The organism is Pedobacter sp. NJ-S-72, assembly GCF_053890575.1.
Genome location: NZ_CM132681.1, coordinates 4,259,700 through 4,280,040 on the forward strand (window position 1 = coordinate 4,259,700; position 20,341 = coordinate 4,280,040).

Consider the following 20,341-nt stretch of genomic DNA (forward strand, 5'->3'; position numbering starts at 1 on the left):
TTCCCTTTTTTTTTATAGCAATTACTTTTTCAGTATTCACAACTGCCACTTCTGCTCAAGATCTTCATGCAGCCAGAAAGACAATAAAAGTGCTCACCTCCATCGATTTTTGGGGAAGGGGCTATACTAAAGAGGGAATGACCAAGGCGGCCATTTATCTTTGTGATCAATTTAAGCGAGCCGGGCTTAAGCCCATGGAAGGGAATGATTACAGACAGAATTTCTCTTATCCGGTGAATACCTTCCCCGGGAAAATGGAGGTTACCATTAACGGGAAGAAGCTTAGGCCGGGCAGGGATTTCATTATTCAGCCATCCAGCAAGGGCCTGCATGGCAATATGAAGCTGGAGCAAGCGGATAGTATTTTTGTTAATCCCACACAGCGGGTTGCCGTTGTACTGAAAGATAAACTGACCTGGAGTGCTGCACAAAAAGTGGATGACTTTACCGTACTGGAAGTTAATAAAAGAGCTTTAACTGCCAAACCTGAATCAATCGATGTCGATATCGAACAGGAATTCATTCCTGAATTTATAACCAGTAATATCTGTGGAATTGTCAAGGGGACAAAACATCCGGATTCAATATTAATGATCACAGCACACTATGATCATTTGGGAGGTATAGGAGACCATACATTCTTCCCCGGAGCCAATGATAATGCAAGTGGCATAGCATTGTTATTAAACCTGGCTAAACACTATGCTAAACATCCGGCCCCTTACAGTATTGCATTTGTATGTTTTGCCGGTGAAGAACCGGGGCTCAAAGGCTCTTCTTACTTTACGACATTTCCACCTGTTCCACTCTCCAGCATCAGGTTCCTGATCAATGTTGATATGGTTGGAACAGGAGAAAAGGGTATTACCGTAGTGAATGCAACGATTCTTCCGAAAGAATTTGCACTGCTAAATAAAATTAATGATGAACATCAGTACTTAAGCAAAATTAATCCCCGTAATAAAGCAGCAAATAGTGATCATTATTTTTTCACTGAAAAGGGTGTTCCTGCATTCTTTATTTATACTCAGGGAGGAATAAGCGCCTACCATGATATTGATGATGTTTACGCGACCTTACCTCTTACAGCATTTGCTGATTTATTTAAGCTCTTCATTCACTTCAATGCAGCGCTGATGAAGCCGAACTGATCACACAAGATATAGCTCTGAAAATAAGTTCTTTATCGCTTTTCTGTCATATATTAAAAAAGAGCCGTTATTCTACCTAACAAATCAGTGCTGACATCGTTTATTTGTATACAAATCCACAGCTCTATGTCAATTTTATTATCCCCGTTAAATATCAAAAACATTACCCTGAAAAACAGGATTGTTGTTTCTCCAATGTGTCAGTATTCGGCCGAAGATGGTTATGCTAATGATTGGCATTTAGTCCATTTAGGCAGCCGTGCAGTAGGAGGAGCTGCTTTGATTATTCAGGAAGCTACAGCAGTCTCACCAGCAGGAAGAATTTCTGCGGGCGATTTAGGGATTTGGTCAGATGGACACATTCCTGTACTGAAGCGTATTACTTCATTCATTCATCAGAATGGCTCCATTGCTGGCATTCAACTGGCGCATGCCGGAAGAAAAGCAAGTTTTGACACCCCGTGGAATGGAGGTAAACAAATTACAGAAAAAGATGGAGGATGGAGATCAGTAGCCCCAAGTGCCATTCCTTTTCATGCAAATGACGAACCTCCGATAGCTTTGAGCATCAATGATATCGAAAAGATAAAATCAGATTTCAGAGCTGCAGCACTGAGAAGTATTGAAGCCGGATATCAACTCATAGAAATTCACGCAGCACATGGTTATATTTTCCATCAGTTTTTCTCTCCGCTGAGTAATCTGCGAACAGATGAGTATGGTGGAAGCTTCGAAAACAGGATACGTCTGTTATTGGAAGTTGTTGCCGTAATCCGCGAAGTCTGGACAACTGAAAAACCTTTATTTGTTAGAATTTCTGCCACTGACTGGGCTGAAAATGGCTGGTCCCCTGAAGATTCAGTAAAACTATCAGCCATTTTAAAGACTAAAGACGTGGATTTGATCGACTGTTCATCGGGTGGAAATATCCACTATCAGGAAATCCCCCTTTTTCCAGGTTATCAAGTGCAATTCTCTGCCGATATCCGTAAAGAAACAGGTATTTTAACAGGTGCTGTTGGTTTAATTACTGAAGCAAAACAAGCGGAAGAAATTCTTCAGGAAGGAAAAGCTGACCTGATCATATTAGCAAGGGAACTTTTAAGAGATCCATATTTCCCACTACATGCTGCTTTTGAACTGGATGATGAAATCCACTGGCCCGATCAGTATGCACGTGCTAAACCAAGAAAAAAGAGTTAACCCTTTAGTTAGTTATTTCCATTTCAGCAAGCAGCTTGCCTGCTTGCACTATAAATTCATCTATAGTATTTATCCTTTGAATCTTTGGCTGTTCTAAAGGATTAAAATTATAAATAACCAGGTCCCCTCCTTTATCCCGGCAGTGCAAGATAAATGTTCCCAGATGTACCCCCGAAGGGTTAGGCAGATCACAGACTAAGTGCTGGCCATCCGGTACAACCACTTCAAAAGTTTCAGCATCTATATTAGTGATCAGGGATCTACCTACACGAATTTGTTTTTTACTGTATAATAAAATGTTCGCATAAAAATACCCTGTAGCATTGATTGTATACTCCCCAACTTCTTCTTTAGGAATCAGCTCACCAAGAAAGTAAATATAGTGTTTATCCTCCCCCAGGTATTCGCTCAGTAAGCGAAAGCTTTTCCCGTCCGTTTTTATGATCAGACCTAACTTTTCGTCATATACAGCATCTAAAGACGTATAGTATGTCGTTCCGTACTTACTGCTTTTTTTTGAATTGATCCCCATCAGTTTTCAGCCAGTAATCATTAACGAGAGTATGACAGACAATTACATAATTACCATCACTTAAGCCATATGGCATTTCTTTTAGGCCCTGAATGTCAATATCAGGGAAGACCGTTTTATGTGCATAGCTCTTACTTGAATAAAAGTCCGTACCATCATAGAAATAACCATTAAAAAGTTCAACCGGGGTCTTTTTAGTAGCCAGATGCAAGTTCTCTTTAAGATTTTTAATACGATGTTCATCTGTTAATTTCAAAACTTTATCTAAGATCTTTTTATCAACTATTTGTTGCTGATATAATGCAACCCTGAATTCTGTATCAACATACTTAAAGAAATACTTGTTTACATCATTCCATATAGTTTTCAATTCTGTTTCGGAATAGTGATAGTGCCTGAGCTTTCTGCCTTCAATATCAAAAGCAAATAAAAACTCATTAACAAAGTTCATGCTATCTAATGTGGCAATAAGATAACCCTTGCTATCATCTTCCAGATAAGGTTCAATATCTTTTAATAATTGCCATTCTATGCATTCTTTCAGGAACCCGGCATTACCGTGATGGAAATAGAAATACGCATAAAAAAACACCCCTCTTTCTTCAGGTACTTAAAAACATAATAATTTCTATATCCGGTACCCAGATTTTCAAATATGGCATTAGCCAGAGGCTGACAGGCAACTTTCCTTAAATATTTTTTATAATTCTCCTCTGAAATCCTGATTTTCGAAAGTATCCCAACTGGTTGTGCCATATGATCTCCTTAAAGCAATAGTTATGCCTTGTTCTATTTTTAAGCTGTTTCTAAACCAATTTGTCTTAATTTTGTTGTTCAAAAAAAAAAAGAAATTATGTTCGATAAATTAATGGCTGCTCAGCAAAAAGCTGAAGAAATAAAAAAACGTTTAGATACTGTTTACGTTCATGCAGAAGTTGAAAGTGGTGCAATTAAAGTTACTTCAACAGCAAACAAAACAATCACAGCAATAGACATCAACGAAGAGTTCTATAAACAAGCTGATAAAGAAGAAATTGAAGAGCTACTATTAACCGCTATCAACAAGGTATTACAACAAGCTGAAACAGTTAACGCTACCGAAATGCAAGCTGCTACTCAAGACATGCTTGGTGGTTTAGGCGGGATGTTCGGTCAATAACAAATAAGAATATTAAAGCATAAAAAGATGAAATATACCTATTACGGACAATCCTGTTTTCTTCTGGAAGCTGATGGAAAGAAGTTTCTCTTTGATCCGTTTATTACGCCAAACGAGCTCGCTTCAGCAATTGACACGACTAAAATTGAAGCTGATTACATCCTTGTAAGTCATGGACATGGTGATCATGTCGCTGATCTTGTCCTCTTGGGGAAACAAACTGGTGCAGTAATTATTGCCATGCCAGAAGTTGCCGCATGGGCTGAAAAGCAAGGATTAACAAACATCCACCAAATGAACTACGGATCTGCAAAATTTGACTTCGGAAAACTCCGTATGGTCTGGGCTACCCATTCAAGTTCAATGCCTGATGGAAGCTACGGTGGAAACCCTGCTGGCTTCGTGCTGGAAACAGGAGGAAAAACTGTCTACTTTGCTGGTGATACCTCTTTAAACCTGGATATGAAGATCCTTGCCGACTTATATTCCCTTGACTATGCAATTCTGCCAATCGGCGGTAATTACACCATGGATGTTGATGATGCTCTAGTCGCTACCAAATACATCAATTGCAGCCATGTAATCGGCGTGCACTACAACACCTTTCCCGCTATAGAAATTGATGTAAAAGAAGCTGTTGAAAAATTCAGGAGAGAAGGCAAAACTTTATTGTTACCTGAAATAGGAGAAACGATTACTCTCTAAAGATAGTCTAAGGGATTCCAAACGGTCTCTTGCAAGGAGTCTTAAAAAAAGATTTCTTCCAGGCGTTTCTTGCAAAGGGTTTTACAAAGGGTTTTACAAAGGGTTTTACAAAGGAATTCAATAAAAAAGGTTTCTTTTTAAACTTCTACAAGTAAACTAATTAACCCCATTACCACCAATAAAACCCCTGAGGAAATACTGGATTTATTCCCAGAATTTCTTTAGATTTTAAAAACATCGGGGCAATGTTTTCTGACATCAGCCATCCCTTCAGATGGGTGCGGTCAGTAAAACATGGCCCCGATGTTTTTAAAACGTAAGATGTTCCCCTTTTAATGCGCTTCCAGCCAGGTACTCCCTTCGCCGATTTCGATCTCAATAGGCACTATCGTCTTAATAGCCGTTTTCATCCGATGTGTAATAATCTTTTTCATTGCCTCAACTTCCGACTTCACCACATCAAACACCAATTCATCATGTACCTGCATCGTCATCTTTGATTCCAGTTTCTGATCCTGAATATCCTGATGAATATTGATCATTGCGATCTTAATCATATCAGCAGCAGATCCCTGTATCGGAGCATTAATCGCATTTCGTTCTGCAAAACACTACCCGTCTGGTTAGCCGAGTTAATATCTCTCAGATACCTTCTTCTGCCCATCATAGTCTCTACAAAACCATTTTCACGTGCAAAGTTCATCGTATCAGTCATATACCTCTTAATCCCCGGATACTGCGCAAAATACTGCTCAATCATTTCCGCAGCCTCTTTTCTTGGAATACCCAGGTTCTGAGATAAACCAAAAGCAGACTGTCCGTAAATAATACCAAAGTTTACCGCTTTCGCATTACGGCGCTGAGTAGAATCTACTTCCTCAATCGTAATTCCATAAACTTTAGCCGCTGTTGCAGTATGAATATCAATTCCCTTACTAAAAGCATCCAGCATATTTTCTTCCTTACTGATATCAGCGATGATGCGAAGCTCTATCTGCGAATAATCCGCCGAAAGCAATACATGATTCTCATCTCTAGGAATAAATGCCTTACGGACTTCCCTGCCGCGTTCTGTACGGATAGGGATATTCTGTAAATTGGGATTATTTGAGCTTAAACCTTCCCGTAGCCGCTACCGCCTGGTTATAACTTGTATGTACACGACCTGTTTTGGGATTAACCAATAAAGGAAGCGCATCTACATAAGTAGATTTCAATTTTTGCAGCTGACGGAAGTCAAGAATATCTTTAACAATATCACTTTTATGAGCAAGGGCCGATAAAACATCCTCTCCAGTTTGATACTGCCCCGTTTTCGTCTTTTTAGCTTTAGGATCAAGCTGTAGTTTATCAAAAAGAACTTCTCCCAGTTGTTTTGGAGAAGCAAGATTGAATACTACTCCCGCTTTATCATAAACACTTTGCTCAAACCTGCGGATATCCACTTCCAGATCTTTAGAATAACTGATCAGTGTATCCATATCGATTCTCACACCTTCTTTCTCCATATCTGCCAGTACATAGACCAGCGGATTTTCAATATTGGTGATCAGGTCTTCTGCATTCAGGTCTTTCAGGATTGGTTTGAAAACGTTAGCCAGCTGTAAAGTAACATCAGCATCTTCCGCAGCGTAATCCACCACAGTTTCTACTGGCACATCTCTCATATTACCCTGATTTTTCCCTTTCGGGCCAATCAACGTAGTAATAGAGATCGGGGTATAACCCAGATAGTTCTCTGAAAGCACATCCATATTATGGCGTGTATCAGGGTCGATCAGGTAATGTGCCAGCATCGTATCAAAAAGTTTCCCTTTGATATCTACCCCATACCACTTAAGCACTAAAATATCATATTTAATGTTCTGACCAGTCTTTCCTATCTTCTCATTTTCAAGTACCGGTCTGAATTCATCTACTATCGCTTGCGCTTCTACAGCATCCGATGGAACAGGGATATACCATGCTTTTCCAACTTCAATACAAAAAGAAAGACCTACAAGCTCAGCTCTGTTAGCATCTGTTCCTGTAGTTTCTGTATCAAATGATATATTTTCCTGCTTCAACAGCAGGTCAATTAATATTTTTCTTTTCTCTGCAGAATCTACCAATTGATAATCAGGTTTGGTATCAGCAATTGTTTTTCCAACAGGAGGCTGTTCAAATAAATTTGGCAGCTGTTCAAATGTCTTAGACTTACTTACCGGCTGATCAACCGCATTTCCGAATAAATCAGTCTGCTGTGATCCGCTTGCTTTAGCATCTCCTATACTGAATCCGTCCCCAAATACCCTTTTACCTAAAGTACGGAACTCTAATTCAGCAAAAAGAGGTTCTAATAACTCTCTGCTTGGTTCTTCTAAAAGCAGTGACTGCTCGTCAAATTCAACAGGAACATTTAAAATAATAGTAGCTAATTTTTTAGAAATCATTCCCTGATCAGCAAAAGCAATCACGTTTTCACGTTGTTTGCCCTTCAGCTGCTCTGCATTGGCAATAATATTCTCCATTGAACCATATTGCTTGATCAGCAGTTTAGCAGTTTTCTCCCCTATTCCAGGAATTCCAGGAATGTTATCAACTGCATCTCCCCACAAACCAAGAATATCATCAATTACCTGTAATAATACATTCTCTATTTCCCATTTCGCCAGAACTTCCGGAACACCGATGATTTCCATCTCATTTCCCATTCTTGCAGGCTTATAGATAAAGATATTATCAGAAACCAACTGTGCAAAATCTTTATCAGGTGTCATACAGAAAACTGTGAACCCTGCTTTTTCAGCCTCTTTAGCCAATGTTCCAATAATATCATCAGCTTCAAAGCCATCCTTGGTAATTACAGGGATATTAAAGCCTTCAATCAGTTTAAAAATATAAGGTAAAGCAGCAGATAAATCTTCTGGCATACTTTCCCGGTGTGCTTTGTAAGCAACAAAATCTGTATGTCTTTCAGTAGGAGCTTCAGTATCAAAAACTACCGCAATATGACTTGGTTTTTCCTTTTTAAGGACTTCCATTAAAGTATTGGCAAAGCCCATTACTGCGGAGGTGTTGATACCGGTAGAGGTAAATCTAGGGCTTTTACTTAATGCAAAATGCGCTCTGTAGATCAACCATACCGTCAAGCAGGAAAAGTTTTTTCATCAGTATAAATTTGTTTTTAATTGAGATGAAGCTATCATGTGCTACCCGATTTTATTCATTTCGGTTTCTGTTCTGCTGCACACGATGGTTTCATCGTGTAAATATTTATTTTTTATTAAAATTGCCCCTGTCAGTCACCTCACAGGTTATCTGTTCAAAGTTAACATCTGAACGTGAGCTAACCTAATTAGTATTTAGCTATAAATAAAAGTACAGGAAAGAAATTGTACATCGCATGAAGTGCAAATGAATATTTAAGACCATAATTCATTCGGGCATACCCCAGAACAAGGCCAACAGCCAGTTGTGGTAGCGTATACAATATCCCCAATGGCAACAGACCGATCCCCTTTTCAAAATTACTGAGATGTACGAGTGCAAAACAAATAGCGGTCAGGTGAAAATGCCATGGAAAAATAAGTTCCCAGAATTGAAACTTTAAAGTAACACTCCGGGCAAGGTTGTACCGGTAGATAAGGTATAAGACCATAAAAACAAACGGACTAACCAGAAAAGCCCAATTTGTTTCAATGATAGCACTCAAAAAGGCCCCGACGATAAAGGATATAAACAAAAGACTACCTGTAAAGCGTCTTAACTGAGCTCTGAAAAGAAGTTCTTCTGATAAGGGGGCCCAAATTACAGCCATTATAAAAAGTACGGGTTTTACCATAGTCTTTTTATCCATCACAGATGGACCTGGCTCAGGAATTAGTTTCATGCCTATTAGTACCCCTAGCAACATCCCGCAGCCAACACCTGCAATTAAACAGATAAAAGCCAGCTTGAGTAATAAGACAAATGGCCTGTCTGCACTTTTAGGAATTCTGGTCAGATAAGGATGTTTCAGATAACTTGTTAAATCATGAATCAAGTCCAGCATTTAACGTGCAATGCAGCCCTCAATATGATCATTAACCATTCCTGTAGCCTGCATGTGTGCATAGCAGATTGTTGTTCCAAAAAATGAAACCTCGTTTCTTCATATCATTGCTGATCGCATCAGATATTTCTGTTCGTGCAGGAACTTCACCCAATGATTTAAAATGGTTTACAATGGGTTTCTGATCCGGCAAAAATCCCCATATGTATTTTGCAAAAGAGCCGAATTCCTTTTGTATGGCTATAAAAAGCCGGGCATTTTTAATCGCAGAATTGACTTTGAGTTTATTTCTGATGATTCCGGTATCGTTCATTAAACGTTCTGTATCAGCCTCTGTAAAAGCAGCAACCTTATGTACATCAAAATCAGCAAATGCAGCACGGTATCCTTCGCGCCGGCGTAGAATTGTAATCCAGCTTAAACCTGCCTGCGCACCTTCCAGAATCAGAAATTCAAATAAAATCCGGTCATCATGAACTGGTTTGCCCCATTCTTCATCATGGTATTTCGTATACAAGGGGTCGGTTCCACACCAGCCGCATCTTTTCAATTCTGCGCTCATCTTAATTACATGCTCATCTTAATTACATGCTTAATTTCCCAATACTCAACAGCCCGACGGTAATGTGGAATAACAATGGAGCCACCTACCAGGTTTGCGATCATAAAAACTTCATTAATTTCAGCATCGCTCACTCCCTCATCAAAGCATTTTTCTAAATGATATTTGATACAATCGTCACAACGTAAAACCATTGAAGCCACCAGCCCCATCATTTCTTTACTTTTCACATCCAGTGCACCTGCTGCATAGGTTGTCGTATCCAGCGCAAAGAAACGTTTGATGTTTGTATTGGCAGTTTCCATTATCCTATCGTTCATTTTCGAACGGTAGTCGTTAAATTCTTCGACTAATTTGCCCATATAATATATTAACTGATTACAACTCTAATGCCGGATCCCAAAAAAGCATTTTGAAGTCCTTTACTTTGTCCTGGTCGATAACCACACCTTCATTTTCTAATAATTCCTGCATCAGTTCGGGGGTAGGAAAGTGAAATTTCCCAGTAAGCAAACCTTTATGGTTTACTACCCGATGAGCCGGTATAGAAGGCAAAGCATCATGTGCATTGTTCATGGCGTAACCTACCAGCCGGGAAGATTTCCCTGCTCCAAGTGCTTTAGCGATTGCCCCATAAGAAGTTACTCTTCCTTTAGGGATTAACCGCACTACTTCATAAACCTGCTCATAAAATGATTGTTCCATTAGTCGAGTGAGAATTGTATGTAATTTATGTTTTTATCTTGTTTTAAATAGATTCTTTCATAATGTGTTTTGATCTTTAATACCTCATCATAAAATTCTGAAGTATATAAATGATCTGTCTTTTTATAACATGGCAAATTCAGTTCTTCAACCTTTTCGACAGTATAAGCATACAGACCGTCATTATCCGTTTTCAAATTGATTTTACCACCCGGTTTTAAAAATCCTTTATATTTATTCAGGAAACCCGGAAAAGTTAATCGTTTCTTTTCTCTGCTGTCCTGCGGCTGTGGATCAGGAAAAGTAATCCAGATCTCATCGACTTCGTTTTCACCAAAATAGGCTGCGATGTCTTCAATTTGTATTCTTAAAAAAGCCAGATTGCTGATGTTTTCATCTACTCCCGTCCTCGCACCTCTCCAGATACGGTTCCCTTTTAAGTCTATGCCTATAAAATTCTTTTCAGGGAAAAATTTAGCCATATTAACTGAATATTCGCCCTTACCACAAGCCAGTTCCAATACTACCGGATTGTTATTTTTAAAATGCTGTACCGCCCATTTGCCTTGAAGTTCCATTCCCTGCTCCATCTGATAGACATTAGGAAAGGTATCAATTTCAGCAAATTTCCTTAACTTATCTTTACCCACTATTATTTTTTTTTTCTGCAAAAATACAATTTAATCTTCTCAGAGCCTATAAACAAATTGAGCAGACGAATTTTAAAAGCCCTCGTGGTTATCCTTGTTCCTAATTCGTATTTTTGTATAAATACTATATCAAAACAAATTGGAAAAGAGCGCAAAAATCTATATCGCAGGCCACCGTGGAATGTAGGATCGGCTATTCATCGTAAACTGACCAGTCAGGGCTTTAGAAACCTGGCTACCCGGACTTCTTCAGAGTTAGACCTGCGGAACCAGCAGGCAGTAGCAGATTTTTTTGCCCTGGAAAAACCTGATTATGTATTTCTGGCTGCTGCAAAAGTAGGCGGTATTATTGCTAACAATACTTACAGAGCTGATTTCTTGTACGAGAACCTGGCTATCCAGAATAATGTAATTCACCAGGCCTATGAAACGGGTGTAAAAAAACTAATGTTCCTGGGTTCAAGCTGTATATATCCTAAATTAGCTCCACAGCCTTTAAAAGAAGAATACCTTTTAACCGGCCTCCTGGAAGAAACAAATGAGCCTTATGCAATCGCTAAAATAGCTGGTATCAAATTATGTGATGCTTACCGTGCACAGTATAATTGTAATTTCATTTCCGTTATGCCAACTAATTTATATGGCTACAATGATAATTACCACCCTCAGAATTCCCATGTATACCTGCTGCTTTAATCCGTAAGTTCCATGAGGCAAAAACTAACGGGACACCGGAAGTAATCATCTGGGGCTCGGGCTCACCAATGCGTGAATTCTTATTTGCCGATGATCTTGCCGATGCCTGCTATTTCTTAATGCAAAACTACAATGAACCTCACCTGATCAATATCGGTACCGGAGAGGACTTAACCATAAAAGACCTGGCTTTACTAATCAAAAAAGTAACAGGCTTTGAAGGAGCACTTACTTTTGACAGTAATAAACCAGATGGTACTCCCCGTAAATTAATGGACGTATCTAAATTACATAACCTGGGATGGCAACATCAGGTTGAACTGGAAGATGGTATCCAGCTTGCTTATCAGGACTTCTTAGCAAAACACATTTAGTCCGTTTTAGTCAATCCTTATATAGCTAAAGTTTATATCTTTGAAAAAGAAAATAAACTTTAGCTATATGACCTTAGTTCAACTAGAATATATTGTAGCCGTAGATACTTACAGGAGCTTTTGTTGGCGCAGCCGAAAAGTGCTTTGTAACTCAGCCAACGTTGAGTATGCAGGTACAAAAGCTGGAAGAAATGTTGAATGTAAAAATATTCGACAGAAGTAAACAGCCTGTAATCCCTACCGAGATCGGCTCTCAAATCATAGAACAAGCCCGCCTGGTCCTTCAGGAGAGTCAAAAAATCAAAGAAATCATCAGTAGTCAGCAGCAGGACATCGTTGGTGAACTTAAAGTCGGTATCATCCCTACCGTGGCCCCTTACTTATTACCACAGGTAATCGCTTCTATGATGGAGAAATATCCCGATCTGAAACTATTGATCTGGGAATACACCACCGAAGACATCATCCACCACCTTAAAACCGGTGTACTGGACTGCGGCATTCTGGCTACACCCCTTGGTGATAATTCAATCACAGAGATCCCAATGTACTACGAGAACTTCGTAACCTACATCAGTAAAAACAGCAAACTTTTCAAGAAAAAAAACATCGATGCCAACGATCGATCTGGAGGATGAAAATATCTGGCTGCTTAATGAAGGCCATTGTATGCGTTCTCAGGTACTTAACATTTGCAGATCTACAAAAGACAACCGTTTACAGGGCTTAACCTATAACACCGGAAGCGTAGAAACCCTGATCCGTATGGTAGACATGAACAATGGCGCTACTTTACTCCCTGAATTAGCTTTAACAGAACTTACAGCTAAACAACTCAGCAAGGTCAGGACATTCAAGTCCCCGGAACCAGTTCGTGAGATCAGTTTGGTTACCCATAAAAACTATATCAAGAAAAGAATGCTGAATGCGCTCAAAGAAGAAATTCTGGCTATCATACCAAAGGCAATGAAGCAGAAAAAGAAAAAGGATATTGTCGGGATCTAGGGGCTGGAACCATTGCTAGCCATGCAAAAAAGGTAGTGTAAGAAAAGAAATACCAATTTATGAGAACCAATCCGTATCGTTTTATTTGCGCATGTATCTTTGTTTTGTTACCGGGTATGCTCCGCGCACAGACAGTTAATGAAAATCAGCAGATCGACAAACTGGTAAAGACCTTCGTAGATCTTGACCAATTTAGCGGGAGTGTTCTTGTGGCCAAGAAGGGCAAAGTTGTGTTTAGTAAAGGTTCTGGTTTGGCAAACCGGGAATGGAATGTTGCTAATACAGCCGACACGAAGTTTAGAATTGGTTCGCTAACTAAACAATTTTCTGCGTTGCTGGTTATGCAGCTTTATCAGGAAGGAAAAATTGATCTGGGTGGGTATATCTCTGATTATCTGCCATATTACCGAAAGGATATTGGCACAAGGGTTACCATTCACCAGCTGTTGAGCCATACTTCCGGACTTGGTGATTTTGGCAGCAGGGACGATTTCCGGGAAATCTGCAAAACAGAATATACTCCCCAGGAATTTGTAGAAAAATATTGCAGCGAGAATCTTGAGGCCGAGCCCGGCGTCCGCTATTGCTATTCAAACTCGGGTTATTATATCCTTGGGGGGCAATATAGAGTCCCTGAGGTCTAAGCCCTACAGTGAGGTACTTAAAGAAAGAATATTAGATGTTATTGGGATGAGCAACTCAGGCATGGAGATGAGAAAAGAAATAGTCAGTGAACAAGCCTCAGGCTATAACCTGCAGTATGGGAAATATACAAAACCTGACTATATCAATCTTTACGCAGTTATCTTTTCAGCCGGGGGGATGTATTCTACCGTTGGGGATCTTCTGAAATGGGACAGGGCATTGTATACAGAACAGTTACTGTCAAATAAGAACCTGGAGCTAATGTTTAAACCGAACATGGAAAAATATGCTTACGGGATAGTAGTCAATAAGACGAAGATCCCCGGGCTCGCATTTACTTCCGGGTTTTCTTCACATACCGGGGCTATCAATGGATTCCGCTCGGTAATTGTCAGGGAAAGCCACGAGCAGCAAGTCATTATTATTTTAGGCAATACAACACCTGGAAGTACAATTGTAGACCTTAACCCTATAAGCAACAGAATCTATTCGGTGATTAATGGCCTTAATTATGAAAAACCAAAGCCTGGGATTGTTCAGGCAATGGCGACTAAAATACTGAATGGATCTGTTGAAGAAGGTATTTCATTTTACAGGAAAGAGAAAGTGCAGGAAAACGGAAGATTTGATTTCAATCTGGCTGAGGGCGAGCTAAACACTATGGGCTACTATCTTTTAGCACAGGGCAAAAAAGCAGATGCTATAGAAATATTCAAACTTAATACTACGGAGTTTCCTCTATCCTGGAATGCATTCGATAGCTATGCAGAGGCATTGGAGGGCGCAGGACAAAAGAATGAATCGATAAGCAACTATAAACGGTCAATAGAACTCAATGCAGACAATGTTCATGCAAAGGAGCGGTTGAAGTTATTAACGGAAAAATAATCAGCTTCATCGATTTTAATTCTCGAACTCAGGCTAATAAGAGAAAAGGTTTAACATTTGTAAGGCATCTATGTTGGAAGGGGGTTGGTAGGGGTAATCGCCCTACCAACCCCCTTCCAACATAAGTACCTTCTAGAGCGCAAACACTAACAGAACTTGTCCCAATAAATTTTAATCAACCATCCATAACTTAAATAACCATTCTTACAAGAACAACTGAACAAGGAACACCCCAAGTCCGGATTGCGTCTCAGGGTAGCCTTAAAATAAAAAGGGAAGGCCGTGTTTTCTGACATCAGCCATCCCTTCAGATGGGTGCGGTCAGTAAAACACGGCCTTCCCTTTTTATTTTAGAGTTCCCTTAAAGCTTACGCTTTTTTGAAACGTTCTGCAACTGCGTCCCAGTTTACTACATTCCAGAATGCAGCGATATAGTCAGGACGTCTGTTTTGATATTTTAAGTAATAAGCATGTTCCCAAACATCCATTCCTAAGATTGGAGTACCTTTAACTTCAGCAACATCCATTAATGGATTATCCTGATTAGGAGTCGAAGAAACAATTAATTTACGGTCAGCACCAAGCTTAACCAAGCCCATCCAGAACCGAAACGGGTTGCACCAGCTTCAGCAAATTTAGTTTTGAAGTCAGCGAAAGAACCGAAAGCAGCTTTAATAGCTTCAGCTAATTCTCCTGTTGGCTCACCACCTTTATTGTGACCTAAAACTTCCCAGAATAAAGAGTGATTGAAGTGACCACCACCATTGTTTCTTACTGCTGCAGGAAACTTAGAGATGTTTTTAATGATTTCATCAAGGCTTTGTGAAGCCTCAGGCTTGCCTTCTAAAGCTTTGTTCAGGTTAGTAACATAAGCCTGGTGATGTTTATCATGGTGAATTTCCATGGTTGTTTTATCGATATGCGGTTCTAGTGCATCTGTTGCGTAAGGTAACGCAGGTAATTCAAAAGCCATATTATTGTATATTTAAGTTTAAAAATTAATGGTTCACAAAGATAACATTCAAGTGCAGGTATTTGTTCAATGTTTTGTCATTTACCCCCGTTTGTTCTCAAAGAACGCTTCATCATTAGCTGTGCACATTCTACAGCCAGCACTCCGTTTTTCGTTACCGTTTTTGGGTGAAGTAAATTAGCATTTTTGCTTGTAAATCCACGCTTTTCTTCTGAAGCTCCATATACTATTCTACTGATCTGAGTCCAGTAAGCAGCTCCTGCGCACATCACGCAAGGCTCAACAGTTACGTATAGCGTACAATCTTTCAGATACTTACCACCAAGAGTCAGACTAGCTGCGGTAAATGCCTGCATTTCGGCATGTGCCGTAACATCATTTAATTGTTCAGTAAGGTTATGTCCGCGTCCAACGATCCTCCCCTTACAAACAACAATTGCCCCGATAGGAATTTCTTCATGATCAAAGGCAATTTGCGCTTCCTGCAAAGCAAGACGCATATAGTGTTCATCTTCTTTAGGTAAGTCGTTTTCGTCAGAAAAATTATAATAACTCATTTTTTAGCACAATTTACTGCCGTTGGGTACTTTGCCCAACAGCGTTGTCAATACAATATTCCCATCCATCCTCATCCGCAAACCCAGTCACTAAAAACTCTGACATAAACTTGCCAATTTGTTTTTTCGGAAAATTAACGACTCCGACTATTTGTTTTCCTACTAATTCTTCTTTGGTATAGTGGGCCGTAATCTGTGCACTGCTCATTTTTTGCCCAAATTCGCCGAAGTCTACTTTGACTTTATATGCCGCTTTTCTGGCTTCAGGAAATTCCAGGACTTCTAAAATTGTGCCTGCTCTTAATTCGATCTTCTCAAAATCATTCCAGTCTATATGCTCCATATTTGCTCTTCAATTTTGTACACCGATAAAATTACGAATCTTCAGCTTATAATGCCCTATGTTGCATATTGCTTTTTACTACCTTTGTAACATGATTGATGTTGTACTTAAAAAAGGCAAAGAGAAAGCCGTCCACCAAAAACACCCCTGGATATTTTCAGGAGCTATAGATAAAGTTAAAGGCAATCCATTAAATGGAGAGGTCATCAAGGTTCTTGCAGCCGACCACCAGTCTTTCTTAGGTTACGGTTATTATAATGGCCAGTCGCGCGTAGCGGTACGTCTATTGGAATGGGAAGAACACAACATCATTGACAAGGCATGGTATGAGCTGAGATTAAAAAATGCAATCGCCTCCCGTGCTCACCTGCTTAGCGATTTGGAAACGAACACTTGCCGCCTGGTATTTAGTGAGGCTGATTATTTACCTGGACTGATCGTTGATAAATATGCAGACTATCTTTCTTTACAGATCCTGAGTGCAGGGATGGAAAATGTTAAAGCAGAACTTATTGAGATTTTAATCGCAGAATTAAACCCCATCGGGATTTTTGATAAAAGTGATGCTAATGCGCGTACGCATGAAAACCTGGAAGTTTCACAAGGTCTGCTTTGGGGAGAAACTCCACCGGAATTTATTGAAGTAAAAGAAAACGGCGTTCGCTATCATATTAATATTGCAGATGGTCAGAAATCTGGTTTTTATTGTGACCAGCGTGATAACCGCGAAATCCTTGCTGCTTATACAAAAGACAAAGAAGTACTGGATTGTTTCTGCTATAGTGGAGGATTCACTTTGAACAGCTTAAAACATGGTGCTAAACATGTAACCAGCGTAGACAGTTCAGCATTGGCTATTGAAACCTTAAAACATAACCTTGGTTTAAATGGCTTCATGGAGCATCAGCAAACCAGTGTACAATCTGACGTTAACAAACAACTTCGCGTTTTTAAAGAAGATGGGAAACTTTTTGATGTGATCGTTCTTGACCCACCAAAATACGCACCTTCAAGATCGGCTTTAGACCGTGCAGCACGTGCTTACAAAGACCTGAACAGATTAGGTATGTTATTGCTTAAAAAAGGTGGTATCCTGGCTACATATTCTTGTTCAGGAGCAGTTGATCTGGATACTTTTAAACAGATCATTGCATGGGCAGCATTAGATGCTGGCAGAGAAGTACAGATTATTAAGCAATTCCATCAGCCTGAAGATCACCGGTAAGAATTTCGTTTCCAGAAGGAGAATATCTTAAAGGTTTATTATTAAGAGTATTATAAAATTATAGATTGATAGTAGGGGTAGCAAACAAATATGCGTTTTATTTGTACTTTACATAACGCAAATTTTTCAAATGCTTATAGTTCACAATATCAGATTAAGCCGTATCCTAAGAAATACCTGGCAGGTAGACCTCATCATGATTTTCTCCTGCACCGGAGCATATCTTACAAGAGCGTTTTTAATTAAACACAACTTTGAAATCCCTACTATCATACCTTCCGTTTTGGGTACGGCCATAGCTTTTTTTATTGGATTTAATAATAATCAGGCCTACGACCGATGGTGGGAAGCACGTAAAATATGGGGCGCTTTAGTTAATGATTCCAGATCATGGGCAAGAAGTGTAATTACCTATATTTCCCAGAATGAAACCAGTAACGAGGACTTCAAAGCAATAAAAGACAGGATGGTTCGCCGTCATATCGGTTTTCTGTATGCCCTAAAAGCCAAACTCAGGGGTGCCGTTGATGAAAACTATCAGCAATACCTGGATGAAGCAGATCTGCAGGAGATTAACACACATAGTAATGTACATAACGCAATTCTAACGTTGCAATCCAGAGATTTACAGCAACTGAGTAAAGAGGGTATGATAGATGGTTTCCGTTTTATGGAAATGAACCAGCTACTGGTTAAGTTCTCCGATGAAATGGGTAAGTCTGAAAGGATTAAAAATACCGTTTTCCCTACTACTTATAATTACTTCACTAAAGTATTCATTTGGCTATTTATTGTTTCTTTAACCCTGGTAGTTAGTCATGACGCTGGTGTATGGGCAATTTTTATTGGCTGGTTGGTGGGTTTTGTTTTTGTTTCTACACAAATTAATGGAATGAGTCTGATTGACCCTTTTGAGAATAACTCATCCTCAGTACCGCTTAACCAGATTACAAGAACTATAGAAATCAATCTATTGGAAATGATAGGTGCCGAAAAGATACGGCACCCGTTAAACCTATAAATGATGAGTATATTTTATAAACTTGCCTACTCTTCTTCTTTAAAGTATACTTTGTAATAGTTCATTGACTTATCGTCATCGAACCCTTTTTCGATAAGTTCTTTATTTCCGTGAATATAGATGTGAAAATTCTTATCCAGTTTCAGTACGCTTTTAAATGCTTTAGCTTGTTTTTTAACAGCTGCTCCTGAGATATCAAAACTATCAGGTATAGGGGTTTCGAATTCCTCTTCATAACTCTTTTTATAGGTTTTGAAAGATTCGATCCCTTCTTTATTCCCGATAACCTCATTAGAGAACTCATCCATATCGAAGCTTTCCTTCTCCTTGAAATACTTCATTGAGCGGTTCAGCAGATCTATTTTATCAGCCTTGGTCATATCGTATTCCTGATCAAGTTTATCGGTTACAAAGCTTTTATATACGCCTAATACGTTCTTGGTCTGATTATAATTATCATTTCTGACCTTCAGTTTTAAAAACTCATCTTTCCAGTATACGGCTTCATTGCTCTTGTTAGTCTGATCAATGACAGCAACTTTATACCCTTCTTCCTTTTCAGTATTGAAGATTATACAGCCTTTATCCAGCTTATTGATATTGATCGCATCTTCTTCATAACTTAAGGCAAAACCTGCCTGCTCCGGAGAAACCTTCAGGTAAGTCTCTTTCGTTTCCGATTTAAAAATACCAATGGCGTCATGCAGTTCTCCTTCAATCTGTACATTTTCGAAATAAGCTACATACAGCTCACCAGCTTTTATTTTAGGATGGTTGGACGTATCATACAGGTACTTTGCCAGTTGCTCACTGTTTTTATGAAAATTCTCTCCGTTTTCAAAGACCTGCTCAATGAAATGATAAACTTCGTTCAGATTTAAATCATCATTTGGATGAAAAAAACGAAAAATCTCATTGACCTTTTCATAAGGACTCAAAAAATACTGGATCAACAGGTTCTTTAGCTGCTCATCCTGAATTTGCATCGATGCTTCAGATAATACATAAAAATCATCCTGTGCTTTGTTACCAATTCTATGTATAGAAAGCTCTGCTAGAGAGGCTTCTGGAAAATAAATCATATACGCTGTTATTTTAAGCTATGTTAATAGGTCGCAAAAATACTTATTTTTCCTCTTTTGCGGTATTTCTAAGCTCCACAGGTTTAGTCGATTTCTTCTTCATTTTCAGGTTCAGCATCTCTACCAATACTGAGAATGCCATCGCAAAATAGATATACCCTTTAGGGATATGCTGATCAAGTCCCTCTGCCAGCAATGAAACACCGATTAACAACAAGAAGGACAGTGCAAGCATCTTCACTGTAGGGTGGTTATTGACAAAGTCACTGATTGCATTTGCTGAAACCATCATAATAATCACGGCTATAATTACCGCAGCTATCATAATCTCTACATGATCTGCCATTCCTATCGCTGTAATTACAGAATCTAAAGAGAAAACGATATCAAAAACAAGAATCTGCGCAATTACGCCAGCGAAAGAATGTACTTTCACATTTCCTTCTCCCTCCTCTTCACCTTCCAGTTTCAGGTGAATTTCATGGGTACTTTTATAGATCAGGAACATTCCTCCTAAAATAAGAATCAGATCACGCCCTGAAATAGCCAGTTTTTCCAGCCATTCTTTGTTATCCAGGCTAATCCATTCACCAACATTAAATAATGTGGCAGTAAGGCTCATTACCCAGCTTAAAGATAAAAGCAATAATACTCTGGTAATCATAGCCAGCCCCAATCCTAATTGTCTTTTTTTTTTTTGCTGATGTGCAGGCAATTTTCCGGAAAGGATAGAGATGAACACAATATTGTCAATCCCCAGTACGATTTCTAAAACAGTAAGGGTTAACAGTGAGATCCAGGCTTCGGGCGTACTAAAGAATTCCATATATTA

18 protein-coding genes and 6 pseudogenes are annotated in these 20,341 nt (G+C 39.2%); 10 read left to right on the forward strand and 14 right to left on the reverse strand.

Translation table 11 applies throughout. The annotated features are described in order from the left end of the window. Nucleotides 1-89 precede the first annotated feature (89 nt). Complete coding sequence (locus ACWYN3_RS28265) at nucleotides 90-1,151, forward strand: M28 family metallopeptidase (RefSeq protein ID WP_456217321.1); 1,062 nt, start codon at nucleotides 90-92, stop codon at nucleotides 1,149-1,151. A 126-nt stretch (nucleotides 1,152-1,277) separates the two neighbouring features. Further along, nucleotides 1,278-2,354 (forward strand): NADPH dehydrogenase NamA, encoded by a 1,077-nt coding sequence (gene namA, locus ACWYN3_RS28270; protein WP_456217322.1) that lies wholly within the window; start codon nucleotides 1,278-1,280, stop codon nucleotides 2,352-2,354. A 4-nt stretch (nucleotides 2,355-2,358) separates the two neighbouring features. Here namA and ACWYN3_RS28275 read toward each other — a convergent pair whose 3' ends face one another. The 3 genes from ACWYN3_RS28275 to ACWYN3_RS28285 are packed head-to-tail and all read right to left on the reverse strand — an operon-like array spanning nucleotide 2,359 to nucleotide 3,642. Then, a complete protein-coding gene (locus tag ACWYN3_RS28275; protein ID WP_456217323.1) occupies nucleotides 2,359-2,886 on the reverse strand; it encodes a hypothetical protein in 528 nt (175 codons plus the stop codon). Next, the gene (locus ACWYN3_RS28280) at nucleotides 2,858-3,478 is read right to left on the reverse strand and encodes a hypothetical protein (protein ID WP_456217324.1); all 621 of its coding nucleotides are present in this window, start codon (nucleotides 3,476-3,478) and stop codon (nucleotides 2,858-2,860) included. The genes ACWYN3_RS28275 and ACWYN3_RS28280 overlap by 29 nt, the downstream gene beginning before the upstream one ends. Continuing rightward, entirely contained in the window at nucleotides 3,427-3,642 is a 216-nt protein-coding gene (locus ACWYN3_RS28285; RefSeq protein ID WP_456217325.1) for a hypothetical protein, read from the reverse strand. The genes ACWYN3_RS28280 and ACWYN3_RS28285 overlap by 52 nt, the downstream gene beginning before the upstream one ends. 97 nt (nucleotides 3,643-3,739) lie before the next feature. Between ACWYN3_RS28285 and ACWYN3_RS28290 the strand changes: the two genes are divergently transcribed. Together ACWYN3_RS28290 and ACWYN3_RS28295 are read left to right on the forward strand one after the other, a co-directional pair. Then, the gene (locus ACWYN3_RS28290) at nucleotides 3,740-4,045 is read left to right on the forward strand and encodes a YbaB/EbfC family nucleoid-associated protein (RefSeq protein ID WP_367864920.1); all 306 of its coding nucleotides are present in this window, start codon (nucleotides 3,740-3,742) and stop codon (nucleotides 4,043-4,045) included. 27 nt (nucleotides 4,046-4,072) lie between these two features. Next, the gene (locus tag ACWYN3_RS28295) at nucleotides 4,073-4,750 is read left to right on the forward strand and encodes a metal-dependent hydrolase (RefSeq protein WP_456217326.1); all 678 of its coding nucleotides are present in this window, start codon (nucleotides 4,073-4,075) and stop codon (nucleotides 4,748-4,750) included. Nucleotides 4,751-5,082: 332 nt separating this feature from the next. Here ACWYN3_RS28295 and polA read toward each other — a convergent pair. The 6 genes and pseudogenes from polA to trmB all read right to left on the reverse strand — a co-directional run bounded on the left by polA (nucleotide 5,083) and on the right by trmB (nucleotide 10,700). Then, nucleotides 5,083-7,900, reverse strand: a pseudogene (polA, locus tag ACWYN3_RS28300) (DNA polymerase I). Between the two features lie 187 nt (nucleotides 7,901-8,087). After that, nucleotides 8,088-8,783: a CPBP family glutamic-type intramembrane protease gene (locus ACWYN3_RS28305; RefSeq protein WP_456217327.1), complete on the reverse strand. Its 696-nt coding sequence runs from the start codon at nucleotides 8,781-8,783 to the stop codon at nucleotides 8,088-8,090. After that, nucleotides 8,784-9,345, reverse strand: a pseudogene (locus ACWYN3_RS28310) (DNA-3-methyladenine glycosylase I). Nucleotides 9,346-9,350: 5 nt separating this feature from the next. Then, nucleotides 9,351-9,707, reverse strand: a complete 357-nt coding sequence (locus ACWYN3_RS28315) for a carboxymuconolactone decarboxylase family protein (protein WP_456217328.1) — start codon at nucleotides 9,705-9,707, stop codon at nucleotides 9,351-9,353. 16 nt (nucleotides 9,708-9,723) lie between these two features. Further along, nucleotides 9,724-10,050: an MGMT family protein gene (locus ACWYN3_RS28320; protein ID WP_456217329.1), complete on the reverse strand. Its 327-nt coding sequence runs from the start codon at nucleotides 10,048-10,050 to the stop codon at nucleotides 9,724-9,726. Further along, nucleotides 10,050-10,700, reverse strand: coding sequence for a tRNA (guanosine(46)-N7)-methyltransferase TrmB (trmB, locus tag ACWYN3_RS28325; protein WP_456217330.1), 651 nt, complete (start codon nucleotides 10,698-10,700; stop codon nucleotides 10,050-10,052). The genes ACWYN3_RS28320 and trmB overlap by 1 nt, the downstream gene beginning before the upstream one ends. Nucleotides 10,701-10,839: 139 nt before the next feature. Here trmB and ACWYN3_RS28330 point away from each other — a divergent pair. The 4 genes and pseudogenes from ACWYN3_RS28330 (at nucleotide 10,840) to ACWYN3_RS28345 (ending at nucleotide 14,308) form a co-directional block, all read left to right on the forward strand. Beyond that, nucleotides 10,840-11,770 (forward strand): annotated as a pseudogene (locus ACWYN3_RS28330) (GDP-L-fucose synthase family protein). 67 nt (nucleotides 11,771-11,837) lie between these two features. Further along, nucleotides 11,838-12,775, forward strand: a pseudogene (locus tag ACWYN3_RS28335) (hydrogen peroxide-inducible genes activator). Between the two features lie 59 nt (nucleotides 12,776-12,834). After that, nucleotides 12,835-13,419: a serine hydrolase domain-containing protein gene (locus tag ACWYN3_RS28340; protein WP_456217331.1), complete on the forward strand. Its 585-nt coding sequence runs from the start codon at nucleotides 12,835-12,837 to the stop codon at nucleotides 13,417-13,419. Then, nucleotides 13,388-14,308, forward strand: coding sequence for a serine hydrolase (locus tag ACWYN3_RS28345; RefSeq protein ID WP_456217332.1), 921 nt, complete (start codon nucleotides 13,388-13,390; stop codon nucleotides 14,306-14,308). Before ACWYN3_RS28340 ends, ACWYN3_RS28345 begins: the two co-directional genes overlap by 32 nt. Nucleotides 14,309-14,676: 368 nt before the next feature. On the opposite strand, the pseudogene ACWYN3_RS28350 reads toward ACWYN3_RS28345, so the two are convergent. The 3 genes and pseudogenes from ACWYN3_RS28350 to ACWYN3_RS28360 form a co-directional block, all read right to left on the reverse strand. Then, nucleotides 14,677-15,281: pseudogene (locus ACWYN3_RS28350) on the reverse strand (superoxide dismutase). A gap of 77 nt (nucleotides 15,282-15,358) precedes the next feature. After that, nucleotides 15,359-15,838: a nucleoside deaminase gene (locus ACWYN3_RS28355; RefSeq protein WP_456217333.1), complete on the reverse strand. Its 480-nt coding sequence runs from the start codon at nucleotides 15,836-15,838 to the stop codon at nucleotides 15,359-15,361. A 13-nt stretch (nucleotides 15,839-15,851) separates the two neighbouring features. Continuing rightward, a complete protein-coding gene (locus ACWYN3_RS28360; protein WP_456217334.1) occupies nucleotides 15,852-16,181 on the reverse strand; it encodes a tRNA-binding protein in 330 nt (109 codons plus the stop codon). Between the two features lie 91 nt (nucleotides 16,182-16,272). On the opposite strand from ACWYN3_RS28360, the pseudogene ACWYN3_RS28365 reads away from it, so the two are divergent. Both ACWYN3_RS28365 and ACWYN3_RS28370 read left to right on the forward strand, forming a co-directional pair. Beyond that, nucleotides 16,273-17,462 (forward strand): annotated as a pseudogene (locus ACWYN3_RS28365) (class I SAM-dependent rRNA methyltransferase). 74 nt (nucleotides 17,463-17,536) lie between these two features. Beyond that, nucleotides 17,537-18,427, forward strand: a complete 891-nt coding sequence (locus tag ACWYN3_RS28370) for a bestrophin family protein (RefSeq protein WP_456217335.1) — start codon at nucleotides 17,537-17,539, stop codon at nucleotides 18,425-18,427. Nucleotides 18,428-18,453: 26 nt separating this feature from the next. Here the strand turns inward: ACWYN3_RS28370 and ACWYN3_RS28375 are convergent, their stop codons facing one another. Then, entirely contained in the window at nucleotides 18,454-19,509 is a 1,056-nt protein-coding gene (locus ACWYN3_RS28375; RefSeq protein ID WP_456217336.1) for a nucleoid-associated protein, read from the reverse strand. Between the two features lie 43 nt (nucleotides 19,510-19,552). Beyond that, entirely contained in the window at nucleotides 19,553-20,335 is a 783-nt protein-coding gene (locus ACWYN3_RS28380) for a TerC family protein (protein ID WP_456217337.1), read from the reverse strand. Nucleotides 20,336-20,341 lie beyond the last annotated feature (6 nt).

Coding starts and splice junctions, on each gene's coding strand:
- ACWYN3_RS28285 (WP_456217325.1), bottom strand. CDS start 3,642: ATGGCACAACCAGTTGGGATACTTTCGAAAATCAGGATTTCAGAGGAG.
- ACWYN3_RS28370 (WP_456217335.1), top strand. CDS start 17,537: ATGCTTATAGTTCACAATATCAGATTAAGCCGTATCCTAAGAAATACC.
- ACWYN3_RS28275 (WP_456217323.1), bottom strand. CDS start 2,886: ATGGGGATCAATTCAAAAAAAAGCAGTAAGTACGGAACGACATACTAT.
- ACWYN3_RS28290 (WP_367864920.1), top strand. CDS start 3,740: ATGTTCGATAAATTAATGGCTGCTCAGCAAAAAGCTGAAGAAATAAAA.
- namA (WP_456217322.1), top strand. CDS start 1,278: ATGTCAATTTTATTATCCCCGTTAAATATCAAAAACATTACCCTGAAA.
- ACWYN3_RS28315 (WP_456217328.1), bottom strand. CDS start 9,707: ATGGGCAAATTAGTCGAAGAATTTAACGACTACCGTTCGAAAATGAAC.
- ACWYN3_RS28295 (WP_456217326.1), top strand. CDS start 4,073: ATGAAATATACCTATTACGGACAATCCTGTTTTCTTCTGGAAGCTGAT.
- ACWYN3_RS28340 (WP_456217331.1), top strand. CDS start 12,835: ATGAGAACCAATCCGTATCGTTTTATTTGCGCATGTATCTTTGTTTTG.
- ACWYN3_RS28305 (WP_456217327.1), bottom strand. CDS start 8,783: ATGCTGGACTTGATTCATGATTTAACAAGTTATCTGAAACATCCTTAT.
- ACWYN3_RS28375 (WP_456217336.1), bottom strand. CDS start 19,509: ATGATTTATTTTCCAGAAGCCTCTCTAGCAGAGCTTTCTATACATAGA.
- ACWYN3_RS28360 (WP_456217334.1), bottom strand. CDS start 16,181: ATGGAGCATATAGACTGGAATGATTTTGAGAAGATCGAATTAAGAGCA.
- ACWYN3_RS28355 (WP_456217333.1), bottom strand. CDS start 15,838: ATGAGTTATTATAATTTTTCTGACGAAAACGACTTACCTAAAGAAGAT.
- ACWYN3_RS28320 (WP_456217329.1), bottom strand. CDS start 10,050: ATGGAACAATCATTTTATGAGCAGGTTTATGAAGTAGTGCGGTTAATC.
- ACWYN3_RS28380 (WP_456217337.1), bottom strand. CDS start 20,335: ATGGAATTCTTTAGTACGCCCGAAGCCTGGATCTCACTGTTAACCCTT.